Source organism: Brevundimonas sp. FV1ye7S (genome assembly GCF_058680995.1).
In genome coordinates this window covers 2917792-2930658 of the sequence record NZ_CM178726.1, presented here as the reverse complement: position 1 = coordinate 2930658, position 12867 = coordinate 2917792, and the positions used below count along the sequence as shown (strand labels likewise).

Below are 12867 nucleotides of genomic sequence, written 5' to 3'. Positions count from 1 at the left end.
ATACGCAGGTTGGGCGGGACTGGACCCGTTCACGCCGCCACCTCCAGGGCCGGGCGCGCCCACCGCACCGCCACGCGGGCGCCGCGCGCAGGGCTGCGGGCGTCGGAGGGGACTTCGGGCCGCAGCAGACCCTGGCCGACGCTGACCACCCCCCCGGTCCGCTCCAGCAGGGTGCGGGCGATGAAGAAGCCCAGACCCATGCCGCCCTGGCTGGGGGCGATGGGCGTCTCGGCCCCGGTGTTGCGCCGCCGGGACGTGGCGGCGGCGATCTGGGCGGCCAGGGCCAGGCGCGCCTTGCCCTGGGGGCGGCTGGTCACATAGGGCTCGCCCAGCCGGGGCAGGATGTCGCTGGCGAAGCCGGGGCCGTCATCCAGGATGGCGATCTCGATCCAGCCGGCGTCGACCAGGGCCTGGACCCGCACGGTGGAGGCGGCGAAATCGGCGGCGTTCTCGACCAGAGTCGACAGGCCGTGGACCACCTCGGGCATCCGACGCACGCGCGGGGCGGGCTGGCCGGGCGGGGTCTTGACCAGAACCTCGAAGTTCAGATCGAACCCCCGGTGCGGCTCCACCACCTCCTCCAGCAGGGCCTTCAGGGCGACGTCGGCATACAGGGCGTCGTCGCCCTCGGGCTGTTGCGAGAGTTGGGTCAGTATGCCCCGGCACCGCTCGGCCTGTTGCAGGATCAGGGCGGCGTCCTCGGCCGCGTCGCTGTCGGGGGCCGAGGCGCGCTGAAGCTCCTTGGCCACGACCTGGATGGTCGCCAGCGGCGTGCCCAGTTCGTGCGCCGCCGCCGCCGCCAGCCCGCCCAGGGCCGCCAGCCTCTGCTCGCGCTGCAGCACGTCCTGGGTCGTAGCCAGGGCCAGTTCCAGCTTCTCGGCGTCGGCCGCCACCCGCCAGGCGTAGCCGGCGGTGAACACCACCCCGGTCACCAGGGCCATGGCCATGCCGAGCCGATAGAGCAGGGGCAGGTGGAAATTCTCGTGGGCGCGCCAGGGCAGGGGCTCGGACCAGAAGAACAGCACCCCGACCGCGATCAGGGCCAGCAGGCCCAGCAACAGGGCCTGGCGGGCCGGCAGGGCCGCCGCGGCGATCGTCACCGGCGCCACCAGCAGTAGGCAGAAGGGGTTCTCCAGCCCGCCGGTCAGGCCCAGCAGCAGGCCCAGCTGGAAGATGTCGAACCCCAGATGGACGGCCGTGGTTCGCCCGTCCGGCAGGCTGGCCTCCAGTCGTCTCACCCGCGCCATGGCCCCGACATTGACGGCCGCGCTTACGGCGATGACGATCAGGCAGGGCCACAAAGGCAGGGGGAAGTGCAGGCCCTGCGACGCCGTCAATATGGCCACGCTCTGGCCCAGGATCGTCAGCCAGCGCAGGACGATCAGGGTCCGCAGCGAAAAGCCGCGCCCCCGCCGCGGCGCCTCGCGCCAACCCGCTTCGGACAGGCCGGCGTCGGCCAAGGAAGCGCCGGACAGACTCCCCTCTGAAGGGGCCGGGGGCGCATGCGGCGCGATGCGGTCTTCTGTCGAGGTCACGGGCCTTCTATAGACCGGGTCCGAGGTTTTCGTCAGAGGTCGTCATGCCGCGTCGTTCCATCCTGCTGTTCGCGGGCGCCTGTATCGCCATCGCCGCCGCCCTGGCCATCGTCACCGTGGTGGTGGTGTCAGGCCGTGGCCCGGCGGCTGGCGAGGTCTCCTCCACTGGCCAGCCGCTGGTCGGCGGCGACTTCCAGCTGGTGAACCAGGACGGGGCGCCCGTCGATCAGACGATGCTGAACGGCAAATGGAGCCTGGTCTTCTTCGGCTTCACCTACTGCCCCGAATTCTGCCCCACCACCCTGGCCGAAATGGCGGCGGTGCAGCAGCGGCTGGGCGACAAGGCCGACAACCTCCAGATCGTCTTCGTCAGCATCGACCCCGAACGCGACACGCCCCGGCAGCTGAAGGACTATCTGTCCTCCGACGGCTTCCCCAGGGGGACCATCGGCCTGACAGGCACGCCGGAACAGGTCGCCCAGGCGGCCAAGGCCTATCGCGCCTATTACGAGAAGGTCGGCGAGGGGGAGGGCTATACGATGAACCACTCCCTGACCGTCTATCTGATGGGGCCGGACGGCAAGTTCCGCACCGCCGTCGCCTATGGCCTGGGTCCGGACAAGGCGACCAAGATCATCGAGGACGCGATGGCGCGGGGTTAACCCCGCTCCTTGGTCTTGGTGAAGGCCACCTTGGGGAAGCGTTCGCCGACATAGCCGGTCTCCCAGCTGGACTTGGCCAGGAAGACCGGGGCCTGGTCGATGTCGCGGGCCATCTGGGGGCGGTATTTGCCGCTGAAGTCTTCGATGTCCGCGTCGGTTCCCCCCGAGGCTGGAGTGACCCAGCGCGCCTCGGCGTAGGGGCTGGGCTCGAAGATGACGTCCAGGCCGTATTCCTCGCCCAGTCGGTCGGCCATGACCTCGAACTGCAGCTGGCCCACGGCGCCGACGATGAAGTCGGACCCGATCTCGGGCCGGAACAACTGGGTGACGCCTTCCTCGGCCAGGCCTTCCAGCGCCTTCTTCAGGTGTTTGGCCTTCAGCGGATCCTTGACCCGCACCCGTTGCAGGATTTCCGGGGCGAAGTTCGGCAGGCCGGCGAACCGCACCACGCCGCTCTCCGACAGGCTGTCGCCGACACGCAGCACGCCGTGGTTCGGAATGCCGATCACGTCGCCGGCGAAGGCGTCGTCGGCCAGTTCGCGGTCGCTGGCGAAGAACATGATCGGCGCATTGACCGACAGGGACTTGCCCGTGTTCTGCACCTTCAGCTTCATGCCGCGCTTGAAGGCGCCGCTCGCCATGCGGAACATGGCGATCCGGTCGCGGTGGTTGGGGTCCATATTGGCCTGGACCTTGAAGACGAAGCCGGTGACCTCGTCGGCGCCCGGCTCGACCACCGTCTCGACGGGAGGCGGAGCGTTGCGGGTCTCGGGCGGAGATTCCTTTTTGGCCTTCATCACCTTGGGCGCCGGGGCCCAGTCGCCGATGGCCTTCAGCAGTTCGTCGATACCGAAATGGCGCAGGGCCGAACCCCACAGCACCGGCGTCATATGGCCTTCCAGGAAGGCCTGCCGGTCGAAGGCCGGATAGCCGCCCTCGACCAGTTCGACCGCCTCGGCCAGGTTATTCTGCTCGCCCGCCTCGAAATATTGCGCCGCCTGGTCCAGGGGCAGGGCGGCGGGGTGGTCGGGGTCCTCGGCCGAGCCCGCGATCTTGCGGGTATAGGGCTGGAACCGGCCGGTGCCGACCTCGACCATGCCGCGCAGACGATTGCCGCTCTCGGCCGGCCACCAGATGGGGGCCGGGTCGAGTTGCAGCCGCGATGCGATGTCGTCCAGCAGCGTCATCGGATCCTGGGCCTCGCGGTCCAGCTTGTTGATGAAGGTGATGATCGGGATGTCGCGCAGGCGGCAGACCTCGAACAGTTTCAGCGTCTGCGGCTCGATCCCCTTGGCGGCGTCCAGCACCATGATGGCGCAGTCGGCGGCGGTCAGGGTGCGATAGGTGTCTTCGGAGAAGTCCTCGTGCCCCGGCGTGTCGAGCAGGTTGAACATCTTGCCGTCGTGCTCGAACGTCATGACCGAGGCGCTGACGGAAATCCCGCGCTCCTTCTCGATCTTCATCCAGTCGGACCGGGTCCGCCGGTTCTCGCCCCGCGCCCGCACGGCGCCGGCCGCGCGAATGGCCCCGCCGGCCAGCAGGATATGCTCGGTCAGGGTCGTCTTGCCCGCATCCGGGTGGGCGATGATGGCGAAGGTCCGGCGGCGGGCCGCCTCCTCGGGCAGTGTCAGCATAGGCATAGGGTGTCCTTCGGCGCGGGGGTATCTCGCAACGCCGTTGGTAGCAATGGCGACAAATCGGCAAAGTCGCCGTGTCGCCGCTTATGCCGTGATTTTCAACGTGAAGAAGCCGCTTCAGGCGCTGGGGAATCCTCTTCTGGCGGCTCCTCGAACGGCTCGGCCGTCTGCCCCAACGAGAGGTGAGCCTGGTTGATCATTATCCGAGCCTGTCTCGAAAAGCCGCTGCGGTGCGGGCTGTTCGCGACGGGAGTGAGAACATTGATCGCGGCGCCCGCCATGTTGCGCGCCATATAGGCCTCGCCCAGTCTCAGCCGTGTATCGAACGACTGAGGCGCCAGGGCGTAGGCGGCCTCCAGTGTCGCGAGATCGTTTGGAGTGGGGTATTGGGCCTGCCCGCGTCGGGTGTCGTTCAAGCCCAGATAAATGCGAAAATCCAAAGGATCGGCCTCCATCGCCCGGGCTAGATATCTGCCCGCCTTGCGACGAAGCGCCGTAGCGGCCTCTGGGGACTGCGCTGTCTGGACCTGATCCAGCAGCGCCATGGCTGCAACGCGCAAGACGTCGGCGTCGGTCGACTGGTCGTTCAGGAACGGCGCCAAAGCTTCCAATGCCAAGTCTGGTTGTCCGCTCAGCCGGTGCGCGCGAGCGGCGAGCAATGCTCCTGTCGCCTCGTTCCGATACGCTTCGGCCAAGGCCAAGGCGGCGCTGATTAGCTCGGCGCGGCTGGCGGCCTCTTCACGTTCCTCGCGAGCCTTCTGCGCGGCGGATTGTCTCACGTCGCCATCATCGTCGTTGTCGTCGGGCTTCTGGATGACAGGCGTATTGTCCAGTCGGACGTCCAGCCAGATTGCGTCCGCTTGGGAGCTGGTCAGGCGTGAAATGGCGACGGTCGGCTCGGCCAGTTTAATCTGCGGCGACAGGATGTTGATCCGCCCGGATATATAGCTCCAAATGTCGTCTTGGAGTTGGCTTGTCGTTCGCCCCGCCGCTGTTTGCATGGCGGCGACCGAATCTTCGCCCCCAGCTACCGCCGCGAGGTATCGTCCCAGAATTTGGGTGCGATCCGGAGTGCTCATGAAGTAATGGGTCATCGCCCAGGCTTGGGCGTAGTATTGATGCGCCGGATAGCGCCCCGACGCCGTCACCCTCCACTTCAGCACATCATCCATTTTTGCCCAGGTATTCGCTCCCGCTGTCAGCGAGTTCATTCTGCCGGGGTTGTGGCGTCCGAACTGAATCTCGTTTCCATCGAGGTCGGCAGTTGAATAGTATTCAGCGAATCCTTCGACAAACCACGACGGGTAAGCATTGGATTTCATTTGAAACATAAAGTGGTGGGCGTATTCGTGATAAGCCACGACGTCTCCCATCGAGCTTTTCGTATTGATTACTGCGTAAATTCGACCGCTGTTGGGCGAGTAGAAGCCAGCGACACTTTCGCTTATGCCGGGATAGGCGCGAACCATATCGCGTCTACCGTCAGCCATGAATATCTCTAGCTTCGGTATCTGATATTCGGTGTTGATGGGGTAGTAGGTTCGCAGCAAGGCGTCGAACCGCTCGATTTTGCGGGCATACCGGCGGAGGCTGGCCTCCGACGTATCTCCGTAGACAACGAAATGTTCTGTTTCCGCCCTAAGCCAGTCAGCCTGGGCCGGAGCGGCTGCGGTGACAAGTCCCAGCGCAGCAAGAGCGCCGACGATACTGCTGCGTACGATGTTAAAATTCATGAACCCCTCCACTCGCCAACATCAATCGCAGATTGCGGTTCGGGTAAAGGGCTTCCAAAGCGCTCCATTGAAAAGTGCGCATTTGCGCCACATCAAATAACCCCTCGCCATAAGGGGCTATTGGAGTCATTGTCGGGTCTGAGGAGACGATCAGGCCGTCAGAGCCCGGCGCTTCTCTCCCGGATCGATCCGGGACCATAGGGAAAGGAAATGACGATGGCTGTTATCCATCCTGAGGACCGCGCCGTCGGTCTCGACCGTTCGAAATTCGAGCGTCCGCACAGGCTGCACCCCGCTTTCGGACTGGTGATCGGCTTCGGCTTCATCTTCGCCGCAGCGGCCGTCGTCCACGCCTTGTTCACGGCGTTCTGAAGGCGCGACGACATTTGGCGCGGCCGTTTGATCGGTCGCTTCACGGAATAAACAGGCGTCTGGGGATCCGCCTCAGACGATGAGCAGAGACGGTCAGGCGGCCAGACGGTTCCACACGGCGCGATCCGCCGCGATCGCGTCCAGTCGGCGGCCCTTCTCCTGCAACTGCCTCATCACCACGTCGGGCAGGGTGCAGAAGCGCGGCTCGACCAGGTCGGGATTGCAGGCGGCTGTCGGCGCGGCGAACAGGGCGGCGTTGACCTCGGGGCTGCGCTCGGCGATCAGCCAGGCCAGACGGCGCGCCCGGCCGGGATCGTTGCGGTGCAGCAGCGGATCCCCGGCGAACAGTTCGCAGCCCAGTTCCAGCACATAGTCGAAGCCCAGCTTCTCGAACCGGCGCGCGTCGGCGGGCGTGACCGGACAGGCCTCGTCCAGGTCGAACACGACGTCGTTCAGAAGAAACAGCATGGGCGAGACGCTTCTTGCGATCCGGACGGGAGGTCGTCCGTACAGACAGCCTTACGCCCCAGTCGCTTGCGGTCCCGTTCACGGACGCGGTTAAGCCTTTCTGACCGGGCGATCCGGGAATTCTACGAAACGCCCACCAATCCGACCGCCAGATTCACCGTCAGGGCCAGGATCACCGTGTTGAAAACAAAGGCGGTCAGGCTGTGCACGGTCGACAGCCGACGGATGCCCCGATCGGCGATCTGGACGTCTGCCGTCTGGGACGCCACCCCGATGATCAGGGCGAAATGCAGAAAGTCCCAATAGTCGGGCTCGGTTTCGCCGGGGAAGATCAGGCCGCCCCGGTCCTTGCCGTGGTCGCCGTGCTGATAGAAGGCGTGGGCGTAGTGCAGGGTGAAGATCAGGTGGATGAAGGTCCAGGACAGGGTCACGGTCCCCAGGGCCAGCAGACCAAGGATCGGCGAGCCGCCGGCCTGCACCGCCTCGCCGACGACCACCACGATACTGGCCACCGCCGCCAGCAGGCTGAGAGGCAGCACGGCGCCGCCGGTCTGGTCCAGGGCCGCCGCGCGCCTGCGAATGGCGTTGGCGTCCTGGACCAGGGCCATACGGGTCAGGGTGGCGGCGATAAAGACCGCGACCCCCGCGATCCAGCCATAGGCCATCCGGGTCAAAGCGCTTTCACCGGCCGGGATCAGCAGGGCGACCAGGATCACCACACCCAGGCTGGAAAACAGGACGCCGTACAGGCGCAGGGTGCGAAACAGACTCATGGTCGGATCATGACGCCCCATGCGCGTGCCGCAAGCGCTAGACGAAAAGCGAAGCGCCTGACGCAACGTGACCCTTGCGAAGCCCTGCACGGTCGGCTTAGCGTGATCACGCATTGTTACAGGTCCGGCGTCGCGCCGGAGAAAGGCCGCCATGACGTCCTATGAAGATCGCGCCGGATTGAAGGTCGCGGCCGAGCTCGCGGCCCTGATCGAGCAGGACGTATTGCCGGGTCTGGGACTGGACCCGGCGGACTTCTGGTCCGGTGCGGCGGAGGTCTTCGCCCGGTTTGCACCGGAGAACCGCGCCCTGCTGGCCCGGCGCGACGATCTTCAGGCCCGGATCGACGCCTGGCACGCCGCCCGCAGGGGCCAGCCCTATGACGTGGCCGCGTCCCAGACCTTCCTGCGCGAGATCGGCTATCTGGTCGAGGAGCCGGCGCCCTTTTCCATCGGCACGAGCGGCGTAGACGCCGAGATCGCCCGCATGGCCGGGCCGCAGCTGGTCGTGCCGGTGCTGAACGCCCGCTTTCTGCTGAACGCCGCCAACGCCCGGTGGGGCAGCCTGTACGACGCCCTCTACGGCACGGATGCTCTGGGCGACCTGCCGACCGGCGGCGGCTATGACGCGGCGCGCGGCGCCCGGGTCGTGGCCCGCGCCAAGGCCTTCCTGGACGAGGCGGCGCCCCTGGCTGAGGGGACGCACGCCGATGTCGCCGGCTGGTCGGTGGTCGACGGCGCCCTGGTTCCCGCCCTGCAGGATCCGGCCCAGTTCGTCGGTTTCACCGGAGACCCGGCCTCGCCGGCCTCCATCCTGCTGGCGCACAACGGCCTGCATATCGAACTGGTGATCGACCCGTCCCATCCCGTGGGCCGCGGTGATCCGGCGGGCCTGGCCGATGTCGTGCTGGAATCCGCCCTGACCACCATCGTCGATCTGGAGGATTCAGTCGCCGCCGTGGACGCCGCCGACAAGGCCGAGGCCTATCGCAACTGGCTGGGCCTGATGCGCGGCGACTTGGCCGCCACTTTCAGGAAGGGCGGCGAGACACTGACCCGCGCGTTGGAGCCTGACCGCCGCTGGGCCGCGCCCCACGGCGGCGACGTGACCCTGAAGGGCCGCAGCCTGCTGTTCGTGCGCAACGTCGGCCATCTCATGACCAACCCCGCCGTCCGTTTAACCGACGGATCGGACGCGCCCGAGGGGATCATGGACGCCGTCGTCACCAGCCTGATCGCGCTGTACGACATCAAGGGGCTCGGCACCTTCGGCAACAGCGCGACCGGATCGGTCTATATCGTCAAGCCCAAGATGCATGGGCCGGACGAGGCGGCCTTCACCGACCGGCTGTTCGACGCGGTCGAGGACCTGCTGGCCCTGCCGCGTCACACGATCAAGGTCGGGGTGATGGACGAGGAACGCCGCACCTCGGCCAATCTGGCGGCCTGTATTCATGCGGTGAAGGACCGGATCGTCTTCATCAACACCGGCTTCCTGGATCGGACCGGCGACGAGATCCACACTGCCATGCAGGCCGGGCCTGTGGTGCGAAAGGCCGACATCAAGTCCAGCGCCTGGATCACCGCCTATGAGGCGCGCAACGTCGCCATCGGCCTGAAGTGCGGCCTGTCGGGCAAGGCCCAGATCGGCAAGGGCATGTGGGCCGCGCCCGACCGGATGGCCGACATGCTGGAGCAGAAGATCGCCCACCCCAGGACCGGCGCCAACACCGCCTGGACCCCGTCGCCGACCGCCGCCACCCTGCACGCGCTTCACTATCACGCGGTGGACGTCTTCGCCGTTCAGGCCGAGGTGGCGAACCGCCCGACGCCGGGTCTGGACGCCTTGCTGACCCCGCCTCTGGCCAACGGGATCAACTGGTCCGAGGACGAGGTCGCAGCCGAGCTGGACAACAACGCCCAGGGCATTCTCGGCTATGTCGTCCGCTGGATCGACCAGGGCGTCGGCTGTTCCAAGGTGCCCGACATCCACGACATCGGTCTGATGGAGGATCGCGCCACCCTGCGGATCAGTTCGCAGCATATCGCCAACTGGCTGCTGCACGGCGTCTGCACCCCCTATCAGGTGGATGCGGCCTTCCTGCGGATGGCGGCCAAGGTCGACGCCCAGAACGCCGGCGACCCGCTCTATCGCCCCATGGCCCCCGATCCCGCCGCCAGTCTGGCCTACCAGGCCGCCCGGGCCCTGGTGTTCGAGGGCGCGGCCCAGCCGAACGGCTATACCGAGCCGTTGCTTCACGCCTACCGGCTGAGGGCCAAGGCCCAGCATTAAAATCCCTCACCCTCGGGACGAGCCCGAGGGTGACGGGGCTGTGGTTTAACCCCCCGTCCGTCCCGGCGGCAGGCCGGGCGCCGGTTCCAGGGGGCCGTCCTCGTCTTCGGCCATCATCAGGTCCTCGGCGGCGTCGTTGCTGGCGCCCGAAGCGGAGACAGAGGGCTGGGCCTGGGGCGTGACGGTCGCCGCCGTCGCCGGGCGGGCGCCCCGGCCGTAGCCCAGCCGCCCCAGGGCGTCGTCGCCCTCCAGGCCGAAGGCGCTGCGGATCCGAAGGTCGGTCTGGGGGAAGGGCACCTCGATCCCGGCGCCGTCCAGGGCGTCGGCGATCAGCCAGGTGTAGGCGGCGTGCATGGCCGCCGGCCGCTTCACCGCCTCGCGTGTCGGCCAGACCAGCAGTTCGAAATCCAGCCCCTTGTCGCCGAACCCCACCAGCCAGACCTGGCTCTTGCGCGCCTCGGTCTCGGGCAGGGTGAAGGGGCTGGCCCGGGCGCAGGCCAGAACCGCCTCGCGCACCTTGCCCCGGTCCGATCCATAGGCGACGGCGAAGGGGATGTGGATGCGCCGGGTGTCGCCCTTCAGCGTCCAGTTGGTCACCGGCTGTTCGATGAAGCGCGAGTTCGGCACCAGGACATTGACGTTGTCATTGGTCCGCACCCGCGTCGCGCGCGGCCCGATCTCCATGATGGCGCCACGAATGCCGATGTCCTCGATCTCGATATAGTCCCCGACCGACACCATCCGGTCGAAGATCAGGAACAGGCCGGACACGAACTCCTTGACCACCCCCTGCAGGCCCAGACCGACGCCGATGCCCACCGCGCCGGCGAAGACCGCCAGCGACGACAGGTTCAGCCCTGCCGCCGACAGGGCCGACATGACGCCGACGATGATGACGGCGTAACCCGACAGCCGCTCCAGCAGGTACAGGGCCTGGCGGCTGCGTTCCGACCGCTCGCGCACCCGCCGAAGGGCGCGCGTCACCAGCCGCGCGACGATCAGGGCGACCAGCAGGATGACCAGGGCGCTGACCAGGCCGCCGACAGTGATGCTCGCGCCCGCCACCCGAACGATCTGGGTGTCGTCGAGGGATTCGAGGCCGGCCTGGATGGGGGATGTCATAAGGGCGCAAGCGCGCGGCGAACGGCTCAGGTTCCAGAAAGCAAAGAAGCCCGGCTGTTTTCACAGCCGGGCTTCTGGAAACTGGTGGAGCTTAGCGGAGTCGAACCGCTGACCTCTTGCATGCCATGCAAGCGCTCTACCAACTGAGCTAAAGCCCCGGACCTTGCGGTCTGGTCCGCCCGGTTCATCTTGCGATGGCCCCCGGCGAGGCGGCGGAACCTATGTCAGAGCTTTTTTGCGATCAAGCCCGTTTCGACATTTATTTTCGCATCGGTTCCGGAAGCGAAAAAACACAGCGATTTCAAACCAAAAGGGAGCTGAAATCGACCGTCCGCCGCAGTTCCTAGCGGGAAATGCGGCGGACGCAACAAGAAAGATCAGTCGTCGTCGCGCGACGGCTTGGCGATCTCGTCCTCGATGGAGTCATCGTCGTCGTCTTCGATGAACGGCACGGAGTCGTCATCGTCGTCGGCCAGGTCGTCGTCGCCGTCGGTGGCGCCCATGCCGGCTTCTTCGGAAGCGTCAGCGGGGGCGTCGTCGTCATCGTCGTCGGGCGTCAGGATCGGCTCATGGCCTTCCTCGTCGATCTCCGGAGCCCGGATCTCTTCTTCCTCGTCCTCGTCGGACTCGGCCTTCTTGTCCTTGACCTGATCTTCGGTCTCTTCGTCGTCGGCGGGATAGCCGGGACGAACGCGACGGCTGCGCAGCTTCAGCGCCTCTTCGGGATCGAAGTCGGTCGCGCATTTGGGGCAGTGTGCGGGGCGGCGGTTCAGGTCGTAGAACTTAGCCTGGCAGTTCGGGCAAACCTGTTTGGCGCCCAGTTCGGGATTGGCCACGTTTGGAACCTTCAACGGGTTGAATTCGGGGCGGTCCCTTGCCACCCCTAGGAGCCGCTGTCAAAAGCCATCTTTCGCGCCGCCCGCGCGGCCCTTTCGCGAACGCAGCCTGAAGCGGGTGATTATGCCGTCCCAACTGACTTCCAGACGCTCTGACGCCCTTGCCGGAACGGCTCGCGCGCCCGGCGACAAGTCGATGTCACACCGCTCGATGATTCTGGGCGGCATGGCCTCGGGCGTCACCGAGGTCGAGGGTTTGCTGGAGGGCGACGACGTCCTGGCCACCGCCCGCGCGGTCGAAGCCTTCGGCGCCAAGGTCCAGCGGACCGGTGACGGCAAATGGCGTATCGAGGGGGCGGGCGGCTTCAGAACGCCTTTGACGGTGATCGATTGCGGCAACGCCGGCACCGGCGTGCGGCTGCTGATGGGGGCGGCCGCCGGCTATCCGCTGACGGCCACCTTCGACGGCGACGTCTCGCTGCGGAAGCGGCCGATGAAGCGCGTCACCGGCCCGCTGGCCGACATGGGCGCCCGGTTCGACTGGCAGGCGGCCGAGGACCGGCTCCCGGTCGCCCTGACCGGCGGGAGGCTGACGGCGATCGACTATGTGCAGACGGTGGCCTCGGCCCAGGTGAAGTCGGCCATACTTCTGGCCGGCCTGAACGCCCAGGGCGTCACCTCGGTGACGGAGCCGGAAAAGAGCCGCGACCACACCGAACGCATGCTGCGCGCCTTCGGCGCCGAAGTCGGCGTGGAAGAAATGGGCGAGGGCTGGACGGTCACGCTGAAGGGCGGTCAGCCGCTGACCGGAACCTTCGTCGCCGTGCCGGGCGATCCGTCCTCGGCCGCCTTCCCCCTGGCGGCGGGTCTGATCGTGCCGGGCTCGGTGGTGACGGTCGAGGGGGTGATGCTGAACCCCCTGCGCACCGGCCTGTTCGACACCTGGCTCGAAATGGGCGCCGACCTGACCATATCGAACCGGCGTCAGGCCGGCGGCGAGGACGTCGGCGACATCACCGCCCGCCATTCGGCCCTGAAGGGCGTGGTCGTGCCGGAAGCCCGCGCCGCCTCGATGATCGACGAATATCCAATCCTGGCCGCGACGGCGGCCTTCGCCGACGGCGTCACCGTCATGCGCGGCGTGGGCGAGATGCGGGTCAAGGAAAGCGACCGGATCTCGCTGATGGTCGAGGGCCTGCGCGCCTGCGGGGTGCAGGTGGAGGAAGAACCCGAGGGCTTCATCGTCACCGGCGCTCCCAGGGTTCCGGGCGGCGCGACTGTCCACACCGCCCACGACCACCGCATCGCCATGAGCCATCTGGTCCTGGGCTTGGCCGCCGAACAACCGGTCTCGGTCGACGAGCCCGGTATGATCGCCACCAGCTTCCCTGGCTTCGTCGAGATGATGAACGGCCTGGGCGGGCGGATCGCTTGACGAA

At 66.9% G+C, this 12867-nt stretch carries 11 protein-coding genes and 1 tRNA gene; 4 read left to right on the top strand and 8 right to left on the bottom strand.

Annotation, left to right across the window (positions count from 1 at the left end; genetic code table 11):
* Positions 1-29 precede the first annotated feature (29 nt).
* Complete coding sequence (locus tag ACW18C_RS14270; protein ID WP_492071595.1) at positions 30-1535, bottom strand: ActS/PrrB/RegB family redox-sensitive histidine kinase; 1506 nt, start codon at positions 1533-1535, stop codon at positions 30-32.
* A 44-nt stretch (positions 1536-1579) separates the two neighbouring features.
* Between ACW18C_RS14270 and ACW18C_RS14265 the strand changes: the two genes are divergently transcribed.
* The gene (locus tag ACW18C_RS14265; RefSeq protein ID WP_492071593.1) at positions 1580-2197 is read left to right on the top strand and encodes an SCO family protein; all 618 of its coding nucleotides are present in this window, start codon (positions 1580-1582) and stop codon (positions 2195-2197) included.
* Here ACW18C_RS14265 and ACW18C_RS14260 read toward each other — a convergent pair.
* A complete protein-coding gene (locus ACW18C_RS14260; protein WP_492074035.1) occupies positions 2194-3831 on the bottom strand; it encodes a peptide chain release factor 3 in 1638 nt (545 codons plus the stop codon). The genes ACW18C_RS14265 and ACW18C_RS14260 overlap by 4 nt on opposite strands.
* A 101-nt stretch (positions 3832-3932) precedes the next feature.
* The gene (locus ACW18C_RS14255) at positions 3933-5567 is read right to left on the bottom strand and encodes a DUF1570 domain-containing protein (protein ID WP_492071592.1); all 1635 of its coding nucleotides are present in this window, start codon (positions 5565-5567) and stop codon (positions 3933-3935) included.
* A gap of 216 nt (positions 5568-5783) precedes the next feature.
* Here ACW18C_RS14255 and ACW18C_RS14250 point away from each other — a divergent pair, with 216 nt between their 5' ends.
* Positions 5784-5939: a hypothetical protein gene (locus tag ACW18C_RS14250; protein ID WP_164952699.1), complete on the top strand. Its 156-nt coding sequence runs from the start codon at positions 5784-5786 to the stop codon at positions 5937-5939.
* Between the two features lie 93 nt (positions 5940-6032).
* On the opposite strand, the gene ACW18C_RS14245 is transcribed toward ACW18C_RS14250, so the two are convergent.
* Entirely contained in the window at positions 6033-6407 is a 375-nt protein-coding gene (locus tag ACW18C_RS14245) for a hypothetical protein (RefSeq protein WP_492071591.1), read from the bottom strand.
* A gap of 122 nt (positions 6408-6529) precedes the next feature.
* Entirely contained in the window at positions 6530-7180 is a 651-nt protein-coding gene (locus ACW18C_RS14240) for a DUF1345 domain-containing protein (protein WP_492071590.1), read from the bottom strand.
* 151 nt (positions 7181-7331) lie between these two features.
* Between ACW18C_RS14240 and ACW18C_RS14235 the strand changes: the two genes are divergently transcribed.
* Positions 7332-9470: a malate synthase G gene (locus tag ACW18C_RS14235; protein WP_492071588.1), complete on the top strand. Its 2139-nt coding sequence runs from the start codon at positions 7332-7334 to the stop codon at positions 9468-9470.
* Positions 9471-9515: 45 nt separating this feature from the next.
* On the opposite strand, the gene ACW18C_RS14230 is transcribed toward ACW18C_RS14235, so the two are convergent.
* From ACW18C_RS14230 to ACW18C_RS14220, 3 genes are all read right to left on the bottom strand, one after another.
* Entirely contained in the window at positions 9516-10592 is a 1077-nt protein-coding gene (locus ACW18C_RS14230) for a mechanosensitive ion channel family protein (protein WP_492071586.1), read from the bottom strand.
* Between the two features lie 82 nt (positions 10593-10674).
* A tRNA-Ala gene (locus tag ACW18C_RS14225) sits at positions 10675-10750 on the bottom strand.
* A gap of 219 nt (positions 10751-10969) precedes the next feature.
* Positions 10970-11428 (bottom strand): TIGR02300 family protein, encoded by a 459-nt coding sequence (locus ACW18C_RS14220; RefSeq protein WP_008261678.1) that lies wholly within the window; start codon positions 11426-11428, stop codon positions 10970-10972.
* A gap of 124 nt (positions 11429-11552) precedes the next feature.
* Between ACW18C_RS14220 and aroA the strand changes: the two genes are divergently transcribed.
* Positions 11553-12863 (top strand): 3-phosphoshikimate 1-carboxyvinyltransferase, encoded by a 1311-nt coding sequence (aroA, locus tag ACW18C_RS14215; protein ID WP_492071585.1) that lies wholly within the window; start codon positions 11553-11555, stop codon positions 12861-12863.
* The last annotated feature ends 4 nt before the right edge of the window (positions 12864-12867 follow it).